This is a genomic window from Telluria sp. AIW5 (genome assembly GCF_056680575.1).
In genome coordinates this window covers 2,329,967-2,353,913 of record NZ_CM155289.1, presented here as the reverse complement: position 1 = coordinate 2,353,913, position 23,947 = coordinate 2,329,967, and the positions used below count along the sequence as shown (strand labels likewise).

At 65.1% G+C, this 23,947-nt stretch carries 22 protein-coding genes; 11 read left to right on the top strand and 11 right to left on the bottom strand.

Annotation, left to right across the window (positions count from 1 at the left end):
• Nucleotides 1-86: 86 nt before the first annotated feature.
• The 3 genes from AC1MEM_RS10345 (at nt 87) to AC1MEM_RS10335 (ending at nt 5,705) form a co-directional block, all read left to right on the top strand.
• Nucleotides 87-2,258 (top strand): cyanophycin synthetase, encoded by a 2,172-nt coding sequence (locus AC1MEM_RS10345; protein ID WP_499477061.1) that lies wholly within the window; start codon nt 87-89, stop codon nt 2,256-2,258.
• A gap of 105 nt (nt 2,259-2,363) precedes the next feature.
• On the top strand, nt 2,364-4,946 hold the full coding sequence (cphA, locus tag AC1MEM_RS10340) for a cyanophycin synthetase (RefSeq protein ID WP_499477060.1): 2,583 nt from the start codon (nt 2,364-2,366) through the stop codon (nt 4,944-4,946).
• Between the two features lie 135 nt (nt 4,947-5,081).
• Nucleotides 5,082-5,705 carry a LysE family translocator gene (locus tag AC1MEM_RS10335; RefSeq protein ID WP_499477059.1) on the top strand — a complete coding sequence of 208 codons (624 nt, stop codon included), beginning with the start codon at nt 5,082-5,084 and terminating at the stop codon, nt 5,703-5,705.
• 24 nt (nt 5,706-5,729) lie between these two features.
• On the opposite strand, the gene AC1MEM_RS10330 is transcribed toward AC1MEM_RS10335, so the two are convergent.
• Nucleotides 5,730-6,362: a PEP-CTERM sorting domain-containing protein gene (locus AC1MEM_RS10330; RefSeq protein ID WP_499477058.1), complete on the bottom strand. Its 633-nt coding sequence runs from the start codon at nt 6,360-6,362 to the stop codon at nt 5,730-5,732.
• Nucleotides 6,363-6,786: 424 nt separating this feature from the next.
• Nucleotides 6,787-7,167: a response regulator gene (locus AC1MEM_RS10325; protein WP_499477057.1), complete on the bottom strand. Its 381-nt coding sequence runs from the start codon at nt 7,165-7,167 to the stop codon at nt 6,787-6,789.
• A gap of 315 nt (nt 7,168-7,482) precedes the next feature.
• Here AC1MEM_RS10325 and AC1MEM_RS10320 point away from each other — a divergent pair, with 315 nt between their 5' ends.
• The 3 genes from AC1MEM_RS10320 (at nt 7,483) to AC1MEM_RS10310 (ending at nt 11,711) form a co-directional block, all read left to right on the top strand.
• Entirely contained in the window at nt 7,483-7,935 is a 453-nt protein-coding gene (locus AC1MEM_RS10320) for a response regulator (RefSeq protein ID WP_499477056.1), read from the top strand.
• A 135-nt stretch (nt 7,936-8,070) separates the two neighbouring features.
• Complete coding sequence (gene mutS / locus AC1MEM_RS10315) at nt 8,071-10,743, top strand: DNA mismatch repair protein MutS (protein WP_499477055.1); 2,673 nt, start codon at nt 8,071-8,073, stop codon at nt 10,741-10,743.
• Complete coding sequence (locus tag AC1MEM_RS10310; RefSeq protein ID WP_499477053.1) at nt 10,743-11,711, top strand: hypothetical protein; 969 nt, start codon at nt 10,743-10,745, stop codon at nt 11,709-11,711. Before mutS ends, AC1MEM_RS10310 begins: the two co-directional genes overlap by 1 nt.
• Nucleotides 11,712-11,924: 213 nt before the next feature.
• Here AC1MEM_RS10310 and AC1MEM_RS10305 read toward each other — a convergent pair whose 3' ends face one another.
• Nucleotides 11,925-12,467 (bottom strand): FKBP-type peptidyl-prolyl cis-trans isomerase, encoded by a 543-nt coding sequence (locus AC1MEM_RS10305; protein ID WP_499477051.1) that lies wholly within the window; start codon nt 12,465-12,467, stop codon nt 11,925-11,927.
• A gap of 101 nt (nt 12,468-12,568) precedes the next feature.
• Between AC1MEM_RS10305 and AC1MEM_RS10300 the strand changes: the two genes are divergently transcribed.
• The 3 genes from AC1MEM_RS10300 (at nt 12,569) to AC1MEM_RS10290 (ending at nt 14,737) form a co-directional block, all read left to right on the top strand.
• On the top strand, nt 12,569-13,690 hold the full coding sequence (locus AC1MEM_RS10300) for a ribosomal protein uL16 3-hydroxylase (protein ID WP_499477050.1): 1,122 nt from the start codon (nt 12,569-12,571) through the stop codon (nt 13,688-13,690).
• Nucleotides 13,691-13,693: 3 nt separating this feature from the next.
• A complete protein-coding gene (locus AC1MEM_RS10295; protein WP_499477049.1) occupies nt 13,694-14,173 on the top strand; it encodes a DUF7931 domain-containing protein in 480 nt (159 codons plus the stop codon).
• 267 nt (nt 14,174-14,440) lie between these two features.
• Nucleotides 14,441-14,737 (top strand): hypothetical protein, encoded by a 297-nt coding sequence (locus tag AC1MEM_RS10290; RefSeq protein WP_499477048.1) that lies wholly within the window; start codon nt 14,441-14,443, stop codon nt 14,735-14,737.
• 247 nt (nt 14,738-14,984) lie between these two features.
• Here AC1MEM_RS10290 and bamC read toward each other — a convergent pair whose 3' ends face one another.
• The 8 genes from bamC to AC1MEM_RS10250 form a co-directional block, all read right to left on the bottom strand.
• Complete coding sequence (gene bamC / locus AC1MEM_RS10285; RefSeq protein ID WP_499477047.1) at nt 14,985-16,160, bottom strand: NlpB/DapX family lipoprotein; 1,176 nt, start codon at nt 16,158-16,160, stop codon at nt 14,985-14,987.
• Between the two features lie 42 nt (nt 16,161-16,202).
• Nucleotides 16,203-17,087: a 4-hydroxy-tetrahydrodipicolinate synthase gene (gene dapA / locus AC1MEM_RS10280; protein WP_499477046.1), complete on the bottom strand. Its 885-nt coding sequence runs from the start codon at nt 17,085-17,087 to the stop codon at nt 16,203-16,205.
• Nucleotides 17,088-17,148: 61 nt separating this feature from the next.
• Nucleotides 17,149-17,718: a class I SAM-dependent methyltransferase gene (locus AC1MEM_RS10275; RefSeq protein ID WP_499477044.1), complete on the bottom strand. Its 570-nt coding sequence runs from the start codon at nt 17,716-17,718 to the stop codon at nt 17,149-17,151.
• The gene (locus tag AC1MEM_RS10270) at nt 17,718-18,371 is read right to left on the bottom strand and encodes a site-2 protease family protein (RefSeq protein ID WP_499477042.1); all 654 of its coding nucleotides are present in this window, start codon (nt 18,369-18,371) and stop codon (nt 17,718-17,720) included. The genes AC1MEM_RS10275 and AC1MEM_RS10270 overlap by 1 nt, the downstream gene beginning before the upstream one ends.
• Nucleotides 18,372-18,434: 63 nt before the next feature.
• Nucleotides 18,435-19,058: an L-threonylcarbamoyladenylate synthase gene (locus tag AC1MEM_RS10265; protein ID WP_499477041.1), complete on the bottom strand. Its 624-nt coding sequence runs from the start codon at nt 19,056-19,058 to the stop codon at nt 18,435-18,437.
• Nucleotides 19,055-19,948 carry a protease HtpX gene (htpX, locus tag AC1MEM_RS10260; protein ID WP_499477039.1) on the bottom strand — a complete coding sequence of 298 codons (894 nt, stop codon included), beginning with the start codon at nt 19,946-19,948 and terminating at the stop codon, nt 19,055-19,057. Before htpX ends, AC1MEM_RS10265 begins: the two co-directional genes overlap by 4 nt.
• A 295-nt stretch (nt 19,949-20,243) precedes the next feature.
• The gene (locus AC1MEM_RS10255; protein ID WP_499477038.1) at nt 20,244-21,077 is read right to left on the bottom strand and encodes a 3',5'-nucleoside bisphosphate phosphatase; all 834 of its coding nucleotides are present in this window, start codon (nt 21,075-21,077) and stop codon (nt 20,244-20,246) included.
• Nucleotides 21,078-21,424: 347 nt separating this feature from the next.
• The gene (locus tag AC1MEM_RS10250; protein WP_499477037.1) at nt 21,425-22,303 is read right to left on the bottom strand and encodes an alpha/beta fold hydrolase; all 879 of its coding nucleotides are present in this window, start codon (nt 22,301-22,303) and stop codon (nt 21,425-21,427) included.
• Nucleotides 22,304-22,461: 158 nt separating this feature from the next.
• Here AC1MEM_RS10250 and AC1MEM_RS10245 point away from each other — a divergent pair, with 158 nt between their 5' ends.
• Both AC1MEM_RS10245 and hslO read left to right on the top strand, forming a co-directional pair.
• On the top strand, nt 22,462-22,986 hold the full coding sequence (locus tag AC1MEM_RS10245) for a gamma carbonic anhydrase family protein (RefSeq protein ID WP_499477036.1): 525 nt from the start codon (nt 22,462-22,464) through the stop codon (nt 22,984-22,986).
• A gap of 3 nt (nt 22,987-22,989) precedes the next feature.
• On the top strand, nt 22,990-23,946 hold the full coding sequence (hslO, locus tag AC1MEM_RS10240; protein WP_499477035.1) for an Hsp33 family molecular chaperone HslO: 957 nt from the start codon (nt 22,990-22,992) through the stop codon (nt 23,944-23,946).
• Nucleotide 23,947: the final 1 nt, after the last annotated feature.

The following is a 23,947-nucleotide window of genomic DNA, read 5'->3' as shown; positions in this document are numbered from 1 at the left end:
GTTTGGGTGCGGTAGCGCACAGGCAGGCAAACATAGGCAACGCCATCATGGTGCACCAGCGGACACCGTGGGCAAGACATCATTACATGACAAAGAAGAAAGATATCAAGTTTCTCCGAGTGACTCACCTGCGCGGCCCGAATATCTGGACCTACCGTCCCGTCATCGAGGCCTGGATCGACATTGGTGAGCTGGAAGACTTTCCTTCGAACAAACTGCCTGGCTTTAACGAGCGCCTGACGACCTGGCTGCCTGCGCTGGTCGAGCACCGCTGCGGCGTCGGCGAGCGCGGCGGCTTCATCGAGCGCCTGGAAAGCGGCACCTGGGCCGGCCACATCCTCGAACACATCGTGCTCGAGTTGCAGAACATGGCCGGCATGAAGACCGGTTTCGGCAAGACGCGCTCCACCAGCGAAACCGGCGTCTACAAGATGGCCTTCCGCACGCGCGACGCCGTCGTCGGCCGCGCCGCACTGGAAGCGGGCCACCGCCTGCTGATGGCCGCTGTCAACGATGAAGCCTTCGACCTGGCCGGCACCGTTGCCGCCCTCACCGAGCTGGTCGACCGCTACTGCCTGGGCCCGTCGACCGCGAACATCGTCGACGCCGCCACCGAGCGCCGCATTCCCTCGATCCGCCTGACCGAAGGCAACCTGGTGCAGCTCGGCCATGGCGCCGCCCAGCGCCGCATCTGGACCGCCGAAACCGACCGTACCAGCGCCATCGGCGAATCGATCGCCAGCGACAAGGACCTGACCAAGACCCTGCTGTCTTCGTGCGGCGTGCCGGTGCCCGAAGGCGCGCTGGTGCGCAGCGCGGACGCGGCCTGGGAAGAAGCCCAGGACATCGGCCTGCCGGTCGTCGTCAAACCCGTCGACGGCAACCATGGCCGCGGCGTGACGCTGAACCTGATGAGCGAGTCCGAAGTGCGCACCGCCTACGCGATCGCCTCGGAAGCGGGCGACAGCAGCGCCGTGCTGGTCGAGCGCTTCATTCCCGGCAACGAGCACCGCCTGCTGGTCGTCGGCAAGCGGGTCGTAGCAGTGGCGCGCGGCGAAGCGCTGTGGGTGACCGGCGACGGTGAGTCGACAGTCAGCGCACTGGTGGCCAGCCAGATCAATACCGACCCGCGCCGCGGCGAGACCGAAGAACATCCGCTGGGCACCGTCAACCCGCAGGACGGCGAAATCCTGCTCGACCTGAAGCGCCAGGGCATGACGCCCGAGTCAAGGCCGCAGGCCGGCCAGAAAGTGCTGATCCAGCCGAACGGCAACGTCTCGGACGATGTCACCGACCTGATCCATCCGGAAGTGGCGCACATGGCGGCCCTGGCCGCGCGCGTCGTCGGCCTGGACATCGCCGGCATCGACCTGGTGTGCGAAGACATCTCGCGCCCGCTCGACGAACAGCGCGGCGCCATCATCGAAGTCAATTCCAGCCCGGGCCTGCTGGCCCACATCAAGCCGGCCTCGGGCGAATCGCGCAACGTCGGCAAGGCCATCGCCCTGCACCTGTTCGCGGACGGCGAGAACGGCCGCATCCCGGTCGTCGGCGTCACCGGCACGCTCGGCACCAGCCTGATCGCGCGCCTGCTCGGCTGCCTGCTGCACGCCGGCGGCAAGCACGCCGGCGTGGCCAACGGCGAAGGCCTGTACCTCGACGGCCGCCAGGTGCACAAGGGCGACTGCACCGGCTTTGCCGCCGGCGAGCGCCTGCTCATCAACCGCAATGTCGAAGCGGCCGTGTTCGAATCGAACGCGCGCAGCATCCTGGCAGGCGGCCTGCCCTACGACCGCTGCGCGGTGGGCGTGGTCACCGACATGGGCAAGCTGGACGACGTGGCCGAATTCCACATCGGCGACGAGGAAGCGCTGGCCAACGTCGTGCGCAGCCAGGTCGACGTGATCCTCTCGGATGGCGCGGCCGTGCTGAACGCCGCCGATCCCGAAGTGGTCAAACTGGCCGAACTCTCGGACGGACGCGTGATCTTCTACGCGATGGACGAACACAACCCCGTGATGGTGCAGCACCGCGCAAGCGGCGAGCGCATCGTCTTTGCGCGCAACAACCACATCATGCTGGTCGATGGCGGGGTCGAGACCCCCTTGCTCGACCTCCGCAAGATCCAGCCGGCCACCGTCAAGCATCCGGCCAGCGTACTGGCGGCAACCGGCGCCGCCTGGGCGCTGGGCCTGCCGCACGACCTGATCTGCGGCGGCTTGCGCGCTTTCGACGCGACCAAAAAAACGGCGTATTGACTTATTGATCAGCAGGACCGGTTCGCCGGAACGAGGGAGCCCGCCGCTCAGTTGCAACACAAGCAAAAGCGGCCGGCGCGACCCACATTAAAGGAATGAAGGTTTATGGAAGTATCTCGCGTACGGGCCTTGCGCGGCCCTAACCTCTGGAGCCACCACACCTCGGTCGAGGCAATCGTCGCCTGCACCCCGGAGGAAGAATCGATCGCCAATCTGCCTGGCTTCGAGTCGCGCCTGCGTTCGCGCTTTCCGCAACTCGGCCAGCTGCAGCCTTTCGGCCACGAAGAAGACGTCCTGGACCCGGTGCCGATGGCCGAAGTGCTGGAAATCGCCGCCCTCGCGCTGCAGGCCGAAGCCGGCTGTCCCGTCACCTTCAGCCGCACCACGGCCACCGTCGACACCGGGATCTACCAGGTCGTGGTCGAGTATTCCGAGGAAGACGTCGGCCGCCTGGCCTTCGTCCTGGCCGAGCAACTCATCGCCGCAGCCCGCGACGACCAGCCGTTCGACCTGGAAGCGGCGCTGACCCAGCTGCGCGACCTCGACGAAGACGTGCGCCTCGGCCCTTCCACCGGTTCGATCGTGCAGGCCGCCATCAACCGCAACATCCCCTTCCGCCGCCTGACCGAAGGCAGCCTGGTCATGTTCGGCTGGGGCAGCAAGCAGCGCCGCATCCAGGCCGCCGAGATCGACGCCACCGGCGCCATCGCCGAGACCATCGCCCAGGACAAGGAACTGACCAAGCGCCTGCTCGACGCCGCCGGCGTCCCGGTGCCGCTCGGCCGCGTCGTGCTCGACCCGGACGATGCCTGGGCCGCCGCCCAGGAGATCGGCCTGCCCGTCGTGATCAAGCCGAAGGACGGCAACCAGGGCAAGGGCGTGACGGTCAACATCACGACCAAGGAACAGATCACCGCCGGCTTCAACTCGGCCAGCGAATTCCGCGACGACATCCTCGTCGAGCGCTACCTGCCGGGCCACGACTACCGCCTGCTCGTCATCGGCGACAAGCTGGTGGCGGCCGCACGGCGCGAGCCGCCGATCGTGGTCGGCGACGGCGTGCACACGGTGCGCCAGCTGGTCGACCATGTGAACCTCGACCCGCGCCGCGGCAACGGTCACTCGACGTCGCTGACGAAAATCCGCTTCGACGACATCGCCCTCGGCAGCCTGGCGAAACAGGGCCTGGAGGCCGATTCGGTGCCGGCCCAGGGCCAGCGCGTCGTCCTGCGCAACAACGCCAACCTGTCGACCGGCGGCACGGCCACCGACGTGACCGACGACGTCCATCCGGAAGTCGCCGAGCGCGCCATCGCGGCCGCGCACATGGTGGGCCTCGACATCTGCGGCGTCGACCTGGTGTGCGATTCGGTCCTCAAGCCGATCGAAGAGCAAGGCGGCGGCATCGTAGAAGTCAACGCCGCGCCGGGCCTGCGCATGCACCTGTCCCCTTCCTTCGGCAAGGGCCGCGACGTCGGCGAAGCGATCATCCAGACCCTGTTCAAGGATGGCGACGACGGCCGCATTCCGGTCGTCGCCGTCACCGGCACGAATGGTAAGACGACGACGGTGCGCCTGATCGCGCACCTGCTCACGGCCTCGGGCCTGCGCACCGGCATGACCAATACCGACGGCGTCTACATCGAAGGCCGCCGCATCGACAGCGGCGACTGCAGCGGCCCGCGCAGCGCGCGCAACGTGCTGCTTCACCCCGACGTCGACGCGGCCGTGTTCGAGACCGCGCGCGGCGGCCTGCTGCGCGAAGGCCTGGCCTTCGATCGCTGCGAAGTGGCGGTCGTCACCAACATCGGCGCGGGAGACCACCTGGGCCTGAACTACATCACCACGCTGGAAGACCTGGCCGTGCTGAAACGCGTGATCGTCCAGAACGTGCGCGAAGGCGGCATGGCCGTGCTGAACGCGGCCGACCCGGTCGTCGCGGCGATGGCCGAGAATACCAAGGGTGACGTCACCTTCTTCGCCCAGGACGGCAGTCATCCACTGATGGCGATGCATCGCGCCCAGGGCCGCCGTGTCGTGTTCGTGGAAGACGGCTTCCTCGTTTGCGCCCAGGGCAAGAACGAAACCCGGATTGCGCTGGCGGAAGTGCCGATCACCCGCGGCGGCGTCATCGGCTTCCAGGTCGAGAACGTGATGGCCGCGGTGGCCGCCGCCTGGGCCGTGAATCTCGACTGGGACAAGATCCGCCTCGGCCTGAAAACCTTTGTCGGCGAAAGCGACAACGCGCCGGGCCGCTTCAACGTCTTCGATTACAAGGGCGCGACCCTGATCGCCGACTACGGCCACAACCCGGACGCCATCGCGGCCCTGGTGTCGGCGGTCGAGAACATGCCGGCCAAGCGCCGCCATGTGGTGATCAGCGGGGCGGGAGACCGCCGCGACCAGGACATCACCCAGCAAACCGAAATCCTCGGCAAGGCCTTCGACGAAGTGCTGCTGTACCAGGACCAGTGCCAGCGCGGGCGTCCCGACGGCGAAGTCGTGGCACTGCTGCGCCAGGGCCTGAACGGCGCCACGCGCACCAGCCATGTGGAAGAGATCAACGGCGAATTCGTCGCCATCGACCGCGCGCTCGCACGTGTGTCCGAGGGCGATTTGTGCCTGATCCTGATCGACCAGGTCGATGAGGCGCTGGCGCATATTGCGAAACGCGTCGCCGAAGCGTAGGGTGGACGGCTCCGCCGTCCACGCGTTGATCGTTGACGGCTTCGATATCGCGCCGGATGATCTTGCGGCCAATTATCACCGCGTGGACGGGAAACCCGTCCACCCTACGGTCATTCACGTCTACTCATAAACCCTATGCTCGCACCCGAACAATTTTTCGGCTTCCTGCTCGCCGCCATCCTGCTCACCGCCTCCCCCGGCCCCGACAACCTGATGGTCCTCGGCCTGGGCATGTCGAAAGGCCGCAAACAAGGCATGGTCTTCGGCCTGGGCTGCGCGCTCGGCTGCCTGAGCCACACCTTCCTCGCCGTGATCGGCGTGAGCGCGATCATCGCCGCCTCGCCCACCTCGTTCACGCTGCTGCGCATCGGCGGCGGGCTGTACCTGGTGTGGCTGGGGATCGGGGCGCTGCGCAGCACCGGCGGGCAGGCCGCCAGCAAGGCGGGCGCACCGCAGTCGCTGAACAGCCTGTTCATGAAGGGACTCGTGGCGAACGCCATCAACCCGAAGGTGGTGCTGTTCTTCCTGTCGCTGCTGCCGCAGTTCGTGATCGCGGCGAACGGCAATGTACCGGGCCAGATGCTGGCGCTGGGCGTGACCTTCACGCTGCAGGCGGCGATCCTGTTCGGGTTGCTGGGTTATTTTTCGGGCGCCGTCGGGGCCTGGCTGGAGCGCAAGCCGGGCGCCGGCAAATGGCTCGACCGGCTGGCGGGGACCGTGTTCGTCGCGCTGGGCGTCAAATTGATCGTGTCGCGCTGATCGTCAGCCGCCCACCCTGCAACATCAGCCTTTGCGCGGCCTGCGCATCCCGATCAATCCCAGTCCCAATCCCAGCATCGCCAGCGTGGCCGGCTCCGGCACCGGTGCCGGATCGTAGCTGATGTCGAGCTGCGCCGAGTAGAATTCGAGCGGGTCGCCCGGGAAGAAATCCTGCAGGTACAAGGTCCAGCTGCCGAAGGTGTCCATGCCGTCGAAGGCGGACAGGGCCTCCTCGGGACGGAAGCTGCCGGCCTGGATGCGTGGGCCGGCGGCGCTTGCCGCCTCGTCGTCGAAGCTCACGCTGACACGTCCTGCCCCGCGTCCGGAGCCATCGTAGGTCTCGAACGGAGCGACGAGGTTGACCTGCGTGCCATCCGGCCCGATCAGCGTCAGCATGAACTCCTGCTCGAACGGATCGCCGATGCCCAGGCAGCGGGTGCCGTTCGGGCCGATCGGCGGGTCGTCGCATTTCGAGAATTCGACCGTAATGTTCAGGTCGGTGACGATGCCGCGCGAGCTGACGTTCAGGGCGCGCGTTGCCTCGGCGCCGTCGATGTCGCCGTAGGTCGTATTCGTGGCGACGACGGCAGCCGAGGCGCCTGCGCAGGCCAGGGAGGTCAGGATTGCTGCGGCAAGGCGGTAGGCGGCTAGGCTCATGTGCTCTCCTTATTGTGATGTGTACAATTAAGCAAGTTTTAAGCCAGCACGAGAAAGCCGAACGATATCAAGCCCTTATTCGCGCGCGCAGCCTGCCGGTCGGAAAGTTTGTAAAATTTCCCGACATGCAGGTGACATAAAGCGTGGCTCAGCCGGCGGGTGCGGGCCTGCGCGGCAGCAGGTCGTGCACGATGAGGTTGAGCCGTTCGATCGACATCGGTTTGCCGATATGCGCCGAAAAGCCCGCCGCGCGTGCCTGGGCGATATCGTAGACTTTCGCAACAACGGGTGTTGCAAGTGGAACGATAGCACTTCCTCATCGCCTTTGTGCGAGAGCAAGATTTTGAGGCCGCCTGGCCGCCCGTCTTGTCCGCGCCCCATGAAGCCTGTGGCCGGGATGGGACATATGGCGCCGCGCCGGGGTTCAGCTGCCGAAATAGCGCAATTCGAAATCGAGCGTCCACTGCACGCGCGACGGCGACAGCGGCGCCTGGATGGTGGCGTCGCATTCGCCCATCCACGCTTCATTGGCGGCATCCGGCCCGTGTTCATTGATGCCGACGACGGCGCTGCCGGGCGCGACCGAGCGTAGCTCCTGCACGAAGTTGCGCTCGCCGCCGCGCCCGGCGCGGCCGATGCTGGTGAAGATGACGTCGAAGCGCACAGTCCCGAGCGCTTTCAACGCGGCGCGCGCGCCTTCGGCGGTGACGGCGATATGGCCCAGGGTGCCGAGCAGGCGGCGGATACCGGCCGGGTCGCCAGCCGGGGGATTGATCACGAGAATGGTTTTGCGGTGGGAAGTCATACAGAAGGGGATTACGCCTGTTTCGCCAAATTCAAGGCCATCTGTCCCCTTTATTTTCCTGTCGTGCCTCCAAGCACGAGTGCAATTTGTAAATAAATGTCGCCAAGTCTGTTTTATAATTGTTAGTCTATTGATAGCATCCTGCCCAGGACGGCGCAGGACATGATCACTGGGCTTGCAAGGCGGGCGCAAGGATGCGGGCGCGCCGGCGCGGGCAATCGGCGGCGGACCGAAACAGGCAATCGTTTGCGGCACATGCGTGAATTCCTTCATACTGCGCACATGGTTGAAGCATCATTTTCCCGAGGAGCCGTTGTGGTCGGTACGTCGAATATCCGCTGGCTGTCGTCAAACAATGTTCCGCCCCGCCCGCCCGGTGCGAACGCGCTCGGCGAGGACGCCCCCCCTGGCGAAGCCGGCCTGGTACGCAAGGTCCTGGTGGTCGACGATGAAGCCGACCTGGCGGACCTGGCGGAGGCCTTGCTCAGCAGCCGCGGACTGGACGTCGTGGTCGCCAACTCGGCCATGGAGGCGCTGCAAATCCTCGCCCGGGACGGCGACATCGACGCCATCTTTTCCGATGTCATGATGCCCGGCATGAACGGACTGCAGCTCGCGGACGCCGTCACCGAGTTCTACCCGCGCGTCAAAATTCTGCTGACCTCGGGCTATACGGTTCCCTCCATGCTGCAGGACCGCGAGCGCAGCTATCTGTTCACGACCAAGCCGTATCGGCTCGATACGATCATGAAGTTGCTGCGCAGCTGAAGCGCTGCGCATGGCGCGGGGCGTGGGGCCGTGGCATCTCGGCATTGGCAGTTCGGCAGCCTGCTGCCCAGCCGATGGTTGTAAAATGTCGGTCCTGGCCGGGCTGCCCGCCCTGCCTTACCGAATTCAACAGAAATGACCACCGTCCCCACCGAAATCAACGCCGCCGCCGCACGCGCAACGTCGGAAAAAGTCACCCCGATGATGGCCCAGTACCTGGGCATCAAGGCCGATTACCCGACCATGCTGGTGTTCTACCGCATGGGCGACTTCTACGAGCTGTTCCACGAAGACGCCGAGAAGGCCGCGCGCATCCTCGGCATCACGCTGACCGCGCGCGGCTCTTCCGGCGGCAACCCGATCAAGATGTGCGGCGTGCCCTTCCACTCGCTCGACGGCTACCTCGGCAAACTCGTCAAACTCGGCGAATCCTGCGCGATCTGCGAGCAGATCGGCGACCCGGCCACCAGCAAGGGCCCGGTCGAGCGCAAGGTGGTGCGCGTGGTCACACCGGGCACCCTGACCGATTCCGACCTGCTCCCCGAAAAGGCCGAGCGCTCGCTGCTGGCGCTCTGCACACTCAGCCAGCGCAAGTCGACGACCGTCGGCCTGGCCTGGCTGTCGCTGGCCAGCGGCGCGCTGCGCCTGATGGAGTTTGCCGGCGACGAGCGCACCGTGAGCGCCCGCCTCGCGCAGGAACTGGAACGCATCGCGCCGGCCGAGATCCTGCGCGCCGACGACGGCGACATGTTCGAAGAGAACCCGTTCGCGCACACCCAGCGCGTGCCGGACTGGCATTTCGACGTGGTCAAGGGCCACAAGGCGCTGGTCGAGCAGCTCGGCGTCGCCACCCTCACCGGCTTTGGCGCCGATGGCCTGGGCGCCGCCTTCGGCGCGGCCGGCGCGCTCTTGCGCTATGCGCAATCGACGCAGGGGCGCGGGCTGCAGCACGTGAAAAGCCTGGCCGTCGAGAGCGAGAACGAATTCATCGGCCTCGATGCCGCCACGCGCCGCAACCTGGAACTGACGGAAACCATCCGCGGCCAGGAGTCGCCGACGCTGTTCTCCCTGCTCGACGGCTGCCGCACCGCGATGGGTTCGCGCCTGCTGCGCCACTGGCTGCACCATGCGCGGCGCGACCAGGCCGTCGCCCGCTCGCGCCATGAAGCGATCGAAGCGCTGGCCCAGGGCGATGCGACTTCCGCGCTGTCGAGCACCCTGAACGAGGTGCCCGACATCGAGCGCATCACGACGCGCATCGCGCTGCTCTCGGTGCGCCCACGCGACCTCGCCAGCCTGCGCGACGGCCTCAAACAGCTGCCCGCCTTGCGCCGGCAAATCGCGCGCTGCTTTATCCCGGGCGATTCCTGCCTGCTGCGCGCACTGCACGACGCCATCGATACGCCGATCCCTTGCCTCGACCTGCTCACCCGCGCGGTGGCCGAGGAGCCGGCCGCGATGGTGCGCGACGGCGGTGTGTTCGCCACCGGTTTCGACAGCGAGCTCGATGAACTGCGCGCGCTGTCGCAGAACGCCGGCCAGTTCCTGGTCGACCTCGAAACGCGCGAGCGCGCCCGCACGGGCATCGCCAACCTGCGCGTCGAGTACAACAAGGTGCACGGCTTTTATATCGAGGTCACCAACGGCCAGACGGATAAAGTGCCGGACGACTACCGCCGCCGCCAGACGCTCAAAAACTGCGAGCGCTACATCACGCCGGAACTGAAAGCCTTCGAGGACAAGGCCCTCTCCGCGCAGGACAAGGCGCTGGTGCGCGAAAAGGCGCTGTACGAAGAACTGCTGACCTGCCTGGCGCCGCACATCGGCGACCTGCAGCGCGTAGCACAGGGCCTGGCCCAGATCGACACCCTGGTCGCACTCGCCAGCCACGCGCTGCGCCACAACTGGTGCGCGCCGCAACTGGTGGATGCACCGTGTTTGACCATCGTCGAGGGCCGCCATCCGGTCGTGGAACGCCAGATCGAGCGCTTCATCGCCAACGACTGCAAGCTGTCCAACGAGCGGCGCCTGCTCTTGATTACCGGTCCGAACATGGGCGGTAAATCGACCTTCATGCGCCAGACCGCGCTGATCGTGCTGCTCGCCTATGTCGGCAGCTATGTGCCGGCGACGAGTGCGACGATCGGCCCGATCGACCGCATCTTCACCCGCATCGGCGCCAACGACGACCTGGCCGGCGGACGCTCGACCTTCATGGTCGAGATGACCGAATCGGCGGCCATCCTGAACGGCGCTACCGAACACTCGCTGGTACTGATGGATGAAGTCGGACGCGGCACCTCGACCTTCGACGGCCTGGCGCTGGCCTGGGCGATCGCGCGCCACCTGATCGACACCAGCCGCAGCTTCACCCTGTTCGCGACCCATTATTTCGAACTGACCCAGCTGCCGGAGAGCCATCCGAGCGCGGCCAACGTGCACCTGTCGGCGGTCGAGCACAAGGACACGATCGTGTTCCTGCACGCGGTGCAGGACGGGCCGGCCTCGCAAAGCTACGGCTTGCAGGTGGCGCAGCTGGCGGGCGTGCCGCCGGCGGTCATCAAGGCTGCGCGCAAGCACCTGGCGCGCCTCGAATCGCAGGCGCTCGATACGACGCCGCAGCGCGACCTGTTTGCGCAGCCATGCGTCGAGGTGGAAGAAGAGACGCCGGCGGAGGCCGCGCCGCCCGTTTCGCCGGCCCTGCTGGAAGCGTTCGACGCGCTCGATCCGGATGCGCTCACGCCGCGCGAGGCGCTGGAACGGCTGTACGAATTGAAGCGACTGGCTGCCATGCGTGGCCCGGCCTGATGCCGCGCCTGCGCCCTCTTCTATTGGCGGCGGCGCTGTCGGCGCTGCTGTCGGCGCCGTCGCATGCGGCGCGCGATGCCGGACGCGATGGTGGCCGCGACACGCATGAAGCGCAGCACTTCGGCGTCATCGGCCACAGCTTCGGCAAACCGGGCGACGAGCGCCTCAAGAAAGCGCTGGCGCAAACGGGCGACAAATCGCTGGCCTTTGTCGTCGTCACCGGCATCAAGGCATCGGGCGAACCCTGCGGCGACAAGCTGTACGGGGAACGGCGCGACCTGATCGAGAAGGCGAAACGTCCCGTCATCGTGCTGCCGGCCGGCAGCGACTGGACCGATTGCCGCAACTCGGCGGGCCGCACCAACGCCATCGAGCGCCTGAACCGGCTGCGCGAACTGTTCCACGGCGAGCCCACTTCCCTCGGCGCGAAGAAGCTGCCGCTCACGCGCTTGTCGACCAGTCCGCGTTTTCGCAGCTATGCCGAGAATGCCCACTGGACCGTGGACTCGGTCCTGTACGCCACCGTGAACCTCCCTGCCAACAACAACCACTACCTCGCTGCGGCCGGGCGCAACAGCGAATACGAAGACCGGCTGGTGGCCACGCGCTTCTGGCTCAACCGCCTGTTCACGCTGGCGCGCGGCGACAAGGTCGATGCGATCGTGATTTTCTCCGAGGGAGACCTGAAGCCGCTGCTGGCCGAGCCGACGGGCCTGCGCGGCCTGTTGCGCCGCGCGCCCGCGGCGCAGGACGGCTTCGCGGCCACGCGCAAGCAGGTGCAGTCGCTGGCGCAGAAATTCGACGGGAAGGTGCTGCTGGTGGACAGCGCACCGCTGCCGAAGAAGGCCAGGCCGGCGATCGAGTGGCGCGGCAATCTCGGGCACGTGTCGGTGGGGGATGAGGCGGTCGAGGTGACGGTGAGGCCGGGGGAGAAGGCCTTGTTCAGCGTGAAGGATGCGGGGGAGTGATTGGGGGGGCGTCAAGGAACGCAGCCAACATGGCGGCGCGTTTCGCGTGGGCATGCCCACCCTACAACGGCGGTGTACCGTACGGGGTCATTGATGCCAATGGCATCAATGACGGGTTCACCGGGCATGCCCACGCGGAGCTTCGCATCACGTTTGCATAGACCGGCGCCCAAACGCAAAACCGGGGACGCACGCCCCCGGAAATCCAACCAATTAATGCAGCGGCTGGCTACGGAAGTGGTCGCCCTCTTCGCTGTCGTCGCCGTCGTCTTCACCGTGGTGGTGACCGTGGGCGCCGTGCACGTGGCCATGGGCGATTTCTTCTTCGGTCGCGGCGCGCACGTCGATGACCGACAGCTCGAAGCGCAGGGCCATGCCGGCCAGCGGGTGGTTACCGTCGAGGACGACCTTGTCGTCGGCGATTTCGGTGACGGTGAAGATCATCGGCTCGTCGTCGGCGCCGTCGGCCATGCCTTCGAACTGCATGCCCACTTCGAGCGGCTCCGGCAGCAGCTTGCGGTCTTCGACCTTGACCAGCTCGGCATCGTAATCGCCGAACGCGTCTTCCGGCTCGACCTGCAGGGTCGACGAATAGCCGGCTTCCTTGCCGTCGAGTTCTTCTTCGATCTTCGGCAGGGTGTTCTCGTAACCGCCGTGCAGGTAGACCATCGGCTGCACGCCTTCTTCGATCAGGTTGTTTTGCGCATCCGACAGCTTGTAGTTCACCGTCACGACCGTATTCTGGGCAATCTTCATCGCACTTCCTTTCGTTGTAAGGAGCGGATTATAACCTTCCTCCGCCGCCGCCCGCGCTGTTACCCGTGCTGTTACACGCTGCGGGCTGGTTATAATGGCACATGAAAAAATTACAGCTCCTCGGGAACATCACTCCCGCCCAGTTCCTGCGCGATTACTGGCACAAGAAGCCGCTTCTGATCCGCAACGCCATCCCCGGTTTCAAGCCCCTGCTCAAATTCGACAAGCTCGTCGAAGCAGCCGCACAAAACCACGTCGAGTCGCGCCTCGTCACGCTCAGCGACGGCCAGTGGGACATGCAGCACGGCCCCTTGACCGAACTGCCGCCGCGCACCCAGCGCGAATGGACCCTGCTGGTGCAGGGCGTGAACCTGCTGGACGAGCGCGCCGACGCCCTGCTGCGCGAATTCCGCTTCCTGCCCGACGCGCGCCTGGACGACCTGATGGTCAGCTACGCCACCGATGGCGGCGGCGTCGGTCCGCACTTCGATTCCTACGACGTGTTCCTGCTGCAGGCGCAGGGCAAGCGCCGCTGGAAGATCAGCGCCCAGCAGGACCTGTCGCTGGTCGAAGGCATGCCGCTGAAGATCTTGTCGAACTTTACCCCGGAAGAAGAATTTGTGCTGGAACCGGGCGACATGCTGTACCTGCCCCCGCACTACGCCCACGACGGCGTGGCCGAAGGCGAGTGCATGACCTATTCGATCGGTTTCCGCTCGCCCTCGTTCCAGGAACTCGGCGAAGCCTTCCTGCAGTTCATGGCCGACTCGATCGACCTGCCCGGCCGCTATGCCGACCCGCACCTGGAACCGGCGAAGAACCCGGCCGAGATCCCGCGCGACATGCTCGCCTCGATCACCGAAGAGCTGAACAAGGTGCGTTGGGACGAGGAAGACGTGACGGTCTTCTTCGGCGAATACATGTCCGAGCCGAAGCACAACGTGTTCTTCACGCCGCCGGCGAAGCGGCTGACGGTCGGGCGCTTCATGGAGACTGCCGCCAAACGCGGTGTGAAACTGCCGGCGAAAACGCTGATGCTCTACCGCTGCAGGCACGTCTTCATCAACGGCGAATCGTTCGCGGTGAGCCGTGCGGACAAAGTTGTCCTCGACGTGCTGGCCAACGAACGGCGCCTGACGGGCGAGCAGCTGGCACAGGCCTCGGACGACGTGCTGGAAGCGCTGTACACCTGGTACGGCGACGGCTGGGTCGAGCTGGGGTAAATAATGGACGAGGCGGCCATCTTCCGTTTCGACACGCGCCGCGAGCTCGATGCGCATTGGCGCGCGCTCCTGGAACGGGCGCAGGGCCGGCTCGACCTGTTCGATCCCGATTTCGCGGCCTACCCGCTGGGCGCGCCGGATGTGGAAGCGACGCTGCGCGCCTTCCTGCACGCCGGCGGCATGCTGCGCCTGGCCCTGCACGAGACGACCCACATCGAACGTGCGTGCCCACGTTTCCTGCGCCTGGTGCGCGACTACGGCGATCGCTTGGCATGCCGCCAGAGCCCGCGTTCGCTGCGCCACCTTTCCGATTCGTTCGCGCTGGCCGACGGCGTGCACGTGGTACGCCGCTTCCACTGCGATCACATGCGCGGCGAGGCTGCTTTCGATGCGCCAGCCGCCGTCGAGCTGCCCGCGCACCGCTTCGAAGCCTTGTGGGAAGAGTCGGCGGTCGCACTCACGCCGACTGTAACGGGACTGTAGAATGTCCCTGAATTTAGCGGTAAAGACTTATCTTGATCTTTGTAGCATCTTGTAACAAAATGAAGCTTATTAATTCACAAAATACTTCCATTTTGGCATGTGTTTTCTATTGCGAAGCAGTAAATTTGGCTATAATATCGGGTTAGGAAGGTTCCGTTGTCTATCAGGCACTGTTACCAGTATGAAAGCACACGAGAATTCCAACGAGCGATAATTACCGGTAATTATTCATCGCAACAAAGTACTTCACTTAATTAAGGAAAAACCATGAAAAAATCCCTGCTGATCGTTTCCCTGATGGCTGTTGCCCTGGCTGCTTGCTCGAAGAAAGAAGACGCTGCAACCACCACCCCAGCTGCTGTTGAAGCACCTGCTGCAACGACCACCACCACCACCACCACCGACGCAGCTGCTCCAGCCGCCGGCACCACCACCGACGCAGCTGCTACCCCAGCTGCTGACGCTGCCAACGCTGCTGCTGCCGCTTCGGCTGCTGCTTCGGAAGCCGCTTCGGCCGCTTCGACCGCTGCTGACGTCGCCGCTTCGGCTGCTCAGACCAAGTAATCAGCTTTCTCTGATTTTGAAAACCGGCCTGCGGGCCGGTTTTTTTTCGGCTGTACGTAAGCGCTGGGGTCAGGTCTGACATTCAGACACGAGCTCTGCCTTATCCAGCCCGGCACCGTCGAGGCTGTGTCCAAATGTCAGACCTGACCCCAGCTTTTTCCTTGAGCACGAGTGCTCACCCTACGCGACTAGTACAGATGTAAAAAAAGCCGGCCACACGGGCCGGCTTTCCTGAAACCAAAGCTGATTACTTCAACTCGTCATTCAGCAGCGACAGGATCTTCGCCCCCGTCGGCGACGTATCCGCCTTGCCGCCATGGTCCTGCACCGTCACGCTGCTGACGCTGGCGTTCGGCTCGGCCTTGACCAGCACGCGGTAGCGCTGCGCTTCCTTGTCCTTGTCCGACGAACCAAAGCTGAACAGGCGCTTCATGAAGCCTTCCTTGTTCGCACCGTCCGGATCGACGTAACGCACGAAGTACACGCCCTGCACGCGGTCGCGGTCTTCGACGGTGAAGCCGACGCGGTCCAGCGCCAGGCCGACGCGGCGCCAGGCGCGGTCGAAACCTTCGTCGACTTCGACGCGGTCGCCGACCAGCTTCGCATGCAGCGGTGCCGCGGCGGCGTTCGCGACGGTCGCTTCGGCGGCTTTCAGCTGGGCCGGCTCGGTGGCGCCGGTCAGGCGCGCGACCAGGCGCGCCAGGAACTGGGCTTCGAGGGCCGGATCCTTCGGGCGCACGGTCCAGGCGGTCGATTCCTTCTGGGCGCCGGTCAGCACTTCTTCGACGCCGCGGTGGCTGATATAGATCTCGGTCGAGCCGTCCGGCAGGCGCTCGAGGCGGGTGCGGTACTTGTCGCGCTCGCCGGTCGAATAGGCGCTGTCGAAGACGCGGCCGAGCGTGTTGCGCAGGAAGTCTTGCGGGATCTTCGCTCGGTTCTCGTTCCAGTCCGTTTCCATGATGCCGGTCGAGGCCGATTCGGTTGCCAGCGTGAAGCCGGCATCCTGCCAGAACTGGCGCACCTGCGGCCACAGCTGTTCAGGCGTCTGCTTGACCACCAGCCAGCGCTGGTCGCCGGCGCGCTCGATGCGCACGGCCTCGGTCGACACCGGGCCCACGGCCGCGCCGCCGGCCGGGATGGCCATCGTACCGGCCTGCGCACCTGCGCTGCCCTGCTGCATGCCGGATGCGGTGGCGACGCCGCGGCCTTCCGGCATGGCGTAACGATTGTCCTTCTGAAGCTGGGTCAGGTCGGGCGGCACGTCCAGCGGCGCGGCTTTCTTGGACGACTTGTAGTCCACCTTGTCGGATTCGAAAACGGTGGTGCATGCCGCCATACTCAGCGCCATTGCGCCCACGGCCAGCACGCGCACAGGCGTGGAAATCTTCGCAAGCGGGAAAGTCGTCTTGTTGCTTTTAGTCATATCGTTACGATGTCAGATCGGTGAACCGAGGCCCGTGGGGCATCAGGATTGCGGAACGATTCCGGCGGCGCGCAAGGCGGCGCGGACGGTGTCGTGGAAAGGCGTCGACAAGGGCGCCAGCGGCAGGCGCAGGCCGGACGGCATCTTGCCCATCTCGGCCAGTGCCCACTTGACCGGCACCGGGTTCGGCTCGACGAACAGTTTGGCGTGCAGGTCGAGCACGCGGTTGTTGATCTCGACGGCGCGGGCGATGTCGCCGGCCATGGCGGCCACGCACAGTTCGTGCATGGCGCGCGGGGCCACGTTGGCGGTGACCGAAATATTGCCGGCGCCACCGCAGAACATCAGCGCCATCGCGGTCGGATCGTCGCCCGAATACACGGCAAACGACTTGTCGACCATGCGCAGCAGTTCGATGCCGCGGCCGATATTGCCGGTCGCATCTTTCACGCCGACGATGTTGTCGATCGGCGCCAGGCGCGCGATGGTCTCGTTGGCCATGTCGGCAACGGTGCGGCCCGGCACGTTGTACAGGATGATCGGCAGCTCGACCGCTTCGGCGATCGCCTTGAAGTGGCGGTACATGCCTTCCTGGGTCGGACGGTTGTAGTACGGCACCACCTGCAGCGAGGCGTCGGCGCCGACTTCCTTCGCGGCGCGCGTCAGCGCAATGGCTTCCGCGGTCGAGTTGCCGCCGCTGCCGGCGATCACGGGAATGCGGCCGGCGACATGGTCGACCGTCAACTTGATCAGTTCGACGTGCTCGTCCGGCGTGACGGTGGCCGATTCGCCGGTGGTGCCGACGATCACGATGCCGTCGGTACCTTCGCTCACGTGCCAGTCGATCAGTGTGCGCAGGCCGTCCTTGTCGAGGCTGCCGTCTTCGAACATCGGCGTGACGATTGCTACAATGCTGCCCTTAATCATAATCAGTGGAACGTGCCGAAAAATAAAAATCTGATTGTAGCGGATCGTCCGCCAATATGGTTCATTCCCGACCAACTAAATGGTCGAGCTTGGCCTCGGTATGCGGGAAGGCGGGCCCTGCCGCGCACAGGCGTTGAACGCGCGCCGGCTTTGGTGCGTTGACGACACCGTCCTCATAAGCCAGCACTTTCAGGGCGCCTCCCGCCGCGATATCCAGCAGTTCGCCCGGGCGCAGCAGGAAGGCCGGATTCGACGGCTTGCCGAAGGCTTCGTTACCCAACGCGAAAGTTTCGTAGATCAGCACGCCGTTCGGCGCCAGGCTGCCCACCAGGTCTTTCAGCAAAGGCCGGTGCAGGTAATTGGTGACGACGATGCCGGCGAAGCGCCCGGCTTCGCAAGGCCAGCGCGCGCCCTCTTCTTCCAGGTCGATTTCCAGAGTGTCGATGCCGGGGCCGGCGCTGCTTGCCAGCGCCTGCGGGTCGCGGTCAGCGGCGAGGACCGGATGGCCGAGCGCCGCGAACAGGCGCGCATGGCGGCCGCTGCCGCAGGCGAGATCGAGCACCTCGCCGGGCGGCACGCTCGTGGCGAAGCGGCGGACCCAGGCGGATGGGGTGTCAAGCGGCGCGTGCATCAGGTCAGCAGCATGGTAATCGGCGAGGCGATCAGCTTCACCGCCTGGCCGCCGAGCCACATGACCGGCTGCACCCAGAAGGACAGCACGTTGAAGTACAACAGCGCCAGCAGGATGAAGAAGCCGTAGGGCTCGATCTTCGCGAACTTGAACGCCAGGCTATTCGGCAGCATGCTGGTCAGCACGCGCCCGCCGTCGAGCGGCGGCAGCGGGAACAGGTTGAAGGCGAAGATCAGGAGGTTCGTCACGATGCCGGCCTGCGCCACCTTGTGCGGAAATTCCTCGTTCACGTTCGTCGCCACCAGCACCACGGCAAAGATCAGCCACAGCAGCGCCATGACGAAGTTGGCGGCGGGACCGGCCAGGGCCACCCAGGCCATTTGCTTTTTCGGATTACGCAGGTTGCCGAACTGGACCGGCACCGGCTTGGCATAGCCGAACACGAAGCCCGAGGTCACATACAGCAGGATCGGAATGACGATGGTCCCGAACAAGTCGATGTGCGACAGGGGATTCAAGGTCATGCGTCCCTGCGCATAGGCCGTGTTGTCGCCGAAATAACGGGCGGCATAGGCGTGGGCGGCTTCGTGCAGGGTAATCGCGAAAAGAACGGGCAGCGCATAGACTGCGATGTTGCGAATGATTTCATCCATAGGGGAGCGATTCTAGCAGAGCCGGGCCCGCTGTCGCTGGCCCGGCTCGGTGGGACGGGCCGGTTACAGGCCGAAGGCGGCCGGGTCGCCGCGACCCTCGCGCACGAGGACGGGTTCGGAGCCGGTGAGGTCGATGATCGTCGTCGGTTCCAGCGTGCCGGCGCCGCCGTCGATCACCAGCTCGATCTGCTTTTCGAGGCGCTCGCGCACTTCGTCCGGGTCGGACAGCATGTGCTCGTCGCCCGGCAGCTGCAGCGTGGTGCCGATCAGCGGCTCGCCCAGTTCCTCCAACAGCGCCAGCGTGATGACGTTTTCCGGCACGCGCAGGCCGATCGTCTTGCGCGACGGGTGCGACAGGCGGCGCGGCACTTCCTTCGTCGCTTCCAGGATGACGGTGTAGGGGCCGGGCATGGTGGCCTTCAGCAGCCGGTACTGGACATTGTCGACACGCGCGTACTGCGCGATTTCGGACAGGTCGCGGCACAGCATCGTCAGGTGGTGCTTGTCGTCGATGCCGCGCACGCGGCGCAGCTTTTCGACGGCGCCCTTGTCGTCGAGTTGGCAGACCAGCGCGTAGGCCGAGTCGGTCGGCAAGGCGACCACGCCGCCGGAACGGAGGATCTGCGCCGCCTGCGCGATCAGGCGCTTCTGGGGATTCTCGGGATGGATCTGGAAAAACTGGCTCATCGTGCACCTCCCTGGCGCAAAGCTTGCAAAGCCGCGATGCGTTCTTCCATCGGCGGGTGGGTCGAGAACAGCGCGCCCCAGCCGCGGCCATTGCCGGAAATGCCGGAAGCGCTCATCGACGAGGGCAAGGCGCCCGGGTGCAGGCCGCCGAGGCGCGCCAGTGCATGCTGCATCGGCAGCGCGCTGCCCAGCAGGGTGGCCGAACCGGCGTCGGCGCGGAACTCGCGCTGGCGCGAGAACCAGGCAACGATGATGGACGCCACCAGGCCGAAGACGATTTCGCAGACGAACACGGTGACCATGTAGCCGATGCCGGGGCCGCGGTCGTTGTTACCTCGCAGCAGGACCTTGTCGACGAAGAAGCCGACCACGCGCGACAGGAAGACGACGAAGGTGTTCACGACGCCCTGGATCAGGGTCAGGGTCACCATGTCGCCGTTCGCGATGTGCGCCACTTCATGGCCGAGCACGGCTTCGACTTCGTCGCGGTTCATGCCTTGCAGCAGGCCGGTGGACACGGCGACCAGGGCGGAGTTCTTGAAGGCGCCGGTGGCAAAGGCGTTCGGCTCGCCGTCGTAGACCGCCACTTCGGGCATGGCGATGCCGGCGCGTTCGGCCAGCTGGCGCACGGTATTCACGAGCCAGAGTTCGGTGGAATTTTGCGGCTGCTCGATGACGCGCGCGCCGGTCGACCATTTGGCCATCGGTTTGCTCATCAGAAGCGAGATGAAGGAACCGGTGAAGCCCACCACCAGCGCGAACACGGCGAGCGCGCCGACATTGATTCCTTCCGCGCTCACCGCACGTCCGACCCCGAGCAGGTTCAGGACGACCGTCAGCACCAGCACAACCGCGAGGTTGGTGGCGAGGAATAAAACAATGCGCTTCATGGGGTGTGCCTCCGGGGCAGGAATGAGATTAACAGGCTGCCAAGATAAGGGTGCCAGAGGGAAAATTCAAGGGCGGAGGCTTATGGCGGGCTTAAAACGGGCCGGCTATCGTTGCAGGTTCGGTAGGGTGGGCGGCTCCGCCCGCGCACTCGATGACCCGCGACGCTGGCGCCGCCCACGCGTTCAACCAGCGCCGGAAACCTCGCGTCGATGCATGGGATGGTTGAACGCGTGGCGGCGCATAGGCCGCGTCAATTCAAAGTTGTACGGTGGAGCCGCCCACCCTACGACGCCTTCAAAACCAGTCGTGCCAGACCGGCGTCACGTTTGCCGGCAACGGCGGCAGGGCGTCAAACTCCACCCTCGCCTCCCCCGGCGCATGAAAATCTGTTCCGCGCGATGCCATGAAACCATAGCGCCGCGCCACCTCGGCATAAGTCGCATACTGGTCCGGCGTATGGCTCCCGGTCACGACCTCGATCGCATTCCCGCCGAGCTGCTTGAATTCGTCGAACAGCACGCCCTCGGCCGTCGGCGTGAACTTGTAGCGTCCCGGATGCGCGATGACGGCAACCCCGCCGGCGCTGCGGATCCAGCCCAACGCTTCCGGCAACGAGGCCCAGCGGTGCGGCACATAGCCCGGATTGCCTTCCGTGAGGAAGCGCTTGAACACTTCCGAGGTCGTCGCGCACTTGCCGCATTCCACGAGGTAGCGCGCGAAATGGGTGCGCGAGAGCAGGTCCGGATTGCCGACGAACTTCAATGCCCCTTCGTAGGCGTCGGGAATGCCGGCCTCTTCCAATTGAGTCGCGATTTCCCGTCCGCGCGCGTCGCGTCCCGAGCGGGTCTTGGCCAGGCCCGCCAGCAGGTCCGGATTATCCTCGTCGACCTGCAGGCCGACCAGGTGGATGGTCTGGTTCGCCCAGGTCACGGAAATCTCGACGCCGGGCACGAAACGCATGCCCACCTCACCTGCGGCCGCGCGCGCGACCTTGATGCCGCCGACTTCATCGTGGTCGGTCAGCGCCCACACATCGACCCCGCCCCGGCGCGCGTAAGCAGCCAGGGCGGCGGGCGCGAGCACGCCGTCGGAGACATTGGAATGGCAGTGGAGATCGACTTTCAGCATGGTGCGGCGCGCTTTTCTGGACGAGCAAACATTGTACGCCGCATTGCGCGGGCTGGCTGCACGGTGTCCGCCTGGCGGCCGCTAATGCTGGCGTCTCAGCCTCAATACGACATGTGCAAGGCGGCGCTGGCGTGCAAATATCCTTTGCACTTCATGGCCTCGTTGCAAATTTCGTCTGCATGATGAGAGCGATCGCTGAAGGCGTGGACCGGATAACAGTCCCCCGGACTGTTATCCCCCGTCCACCCTGCGGCGTTTCCCGTAGGGTGGGCATGCCCACGCGGCTTTAACATACCGCTAACAGAACAGGCAACAGCCCCACCTGCCCAAGCACACCGTCCGCAAAATCACTTCGCCAAAAACGCTTCGATCAACTCCGCCAACACCTTCGGCTGGTCGTGATGCACCATATGCCCCGCGCCCGCCACAATATGCGCTTCGACGGACGCCATATGCGCCAGGCGCCGGTCCACTTCCGCCCGCATCTCTTCCTGCGGCCCCATCCAGCGCCACATCTCCGTCTGCGCCGCCTCGATCCACAACACCGGCGCGCTGATGCGTTTCCACATCGCGATCATCTCGTCGAGGTGATACAGCAGCGGCCCGCTCATCTTGTGCGCCGGGTCGCCGAGGATTTCGTACTCGCCCGCAGCGTTCTGCGCCGACCAGTGTTCGGCCAGGAAAGCCGCGCGCTCAAGCGGCAGCCGCGGATTGGTCTTCTGCAAGCGTCCCGCCACCTCTTGCAAACTGGCATACCCGCGCATCACCGGCGGATTGCGCAGCTCATCGAGCCATTTCGCCATCCGCTTGGGCGCCTGCTCCGGCCGCGCGCCCATCAGCCCGATGCCTTCCAGGTTGATGAGTTTGGTAACCCGCTCCGGCCGCACGCCCGCATACATGCTGACGATATTGCCGCCCATGCTGTGGCCCAGCAAATTCACCGGCGCGTCTGGCGAATAGTGCTCGAGCAAGGCATCGAGATCGGCCACGTAATCCGGGAACCAGTACGTATCCGAATGCGTGCGCTCGGAAAGTCCGAAACCGCGCCAGTCGTTGGCGATCACATGCCAGTCGCCCTGCAGGTGGTCGACCACGAACTGGAACGAGGCCGACATATCCATCCAGCCATGCGACATGAACAGTGTCGGCGCGCCCTCGCGGCCCCAGTGGCGCACATGGGTGCGCAGGCCGCGGATGGTCAGGAATTCGGAACGGGATGGGTGCATGGCGAAATTTTCAAGAGAAAAAAGTACGGTCGTTCGGATTATACGCATGCCCTTGGATTCCTGCCGACCGCCCCCATTTGCCGACGATTAGCGAAGATGGGCGACGGCGGACGCGAGGGCGTAAAATAGCGTCACTTCAACCTTCCGCGAGCACATCCATGGCGATTTACCAGCTGGGCGAGTATGCGCCCGAGATCGATGCATCGGCGTTTGTCGCCGATTCGGCCAACCTGATCGGCAAAGTGACCCTCGAGGCGAACGCCTCGGTGTGGTTCGGGGTCACGATTCGCGGCGACAACGAGCGCATCACGATCGGGGAAAACAGCAATGTCCAGGAAGGCACGGTGATGCACACCGACATGGGCTACCCGCTCGTGATCGGCAAGGGCGTCACCATTGGCCACCAGGCCATGCTGCATGGCTGCACCGTCGGCGACGGTTCGCTCATCGGCATCCAGGCCGTGATTTTGAATGGCGCGAAGATCGGCAAGGGCTGCCTGGTCGGCGCCGGCGCCCTGGTTACCGAAGGCAAAGAGTTCCCGGATAACTCGCTGATACTTGGTACGCCCGCGAAAGCGGTACGTACCCTCACGGAAGAAGACCTGCTGCGCCTGCAAGGCAACGCCGCCAGTTATGTGGCGCGCGGCCAATTGTTCAGGACGCAGCTCAAGCAAATCGGATAGACAATGACGACAGTAGACACCAAGGACACCCTGCAGAAATTCATCTTCGACAACGCCGCCGTGCGCGGCGAGCTGGTCGAGATTTCCGACACCTGGCGCGAGATCCAGGCCCGCCACGGCTACCCGAAAGCCGTGCGCTCGATGCTGGGCGAAATGGTGGCTGCCGCCGCGCTGCTGTCGGCCAACCTGAAATTCAACGGCTCGATCGTGATGCAGATCCACGGTCACGGGCCGGTGCGCTTGATGGTGGTCGAGTGCGACGCCGACCTGCGCATCCGCGCCACGGCAAAACTGGCGCCGGACGCCGACGTGGCGGACGACGCCACCATGACCGACCTGCTCAACGTGAATCGCCTCGGGCGCTTCGTCATCACGCTCGACCCGCTCGAGAAGATGCCGGGCCAGCAGCCCTACCAGGGCATCGTCCCGCTCGACGGCGAGAACGTCGCGACCGTCATCGAAAACTACATGATGCGTTCCGAGCAGCTGGACACGCGCCTGTGGCTGGCGGCCGACGACAAGGTCTCGCGTGGCATGCTGCTGCAAAAGCTGCCGCGCCATAGCGGCAAGGATGATCAGACCGTGCAGGCGAGCGAAGAGGAAGACCTCGAAACCTGGAACCGCGCCGTCGTGCTCGGCAGCACGCTGAAACAGGAAGAGCTCTTGAGCACCGACATCGAGACCCTGCTCAATCGCCTGTTCTGGGAAGAGGCGATCCGCGTGTTCGACCCGCAGCACCCGCAATTCCACTGCAGCTGCACCCGCGAAAAAGTCGGCAACATGCTGAAAATGCTGGGCCAGCCGGAAGTCGAATCGGCGCTGGCCGACCTGGGCGAACTGGGCATCAACTGCGACTTCTGCGGCAAGCACTATTCCTTCGACAAGGTCGACTGCGCGCAACTGTTCGCCACCGCGACGACGGCCGACGCATTGACGCCTGCCGGCGAACTGAAACATTAAG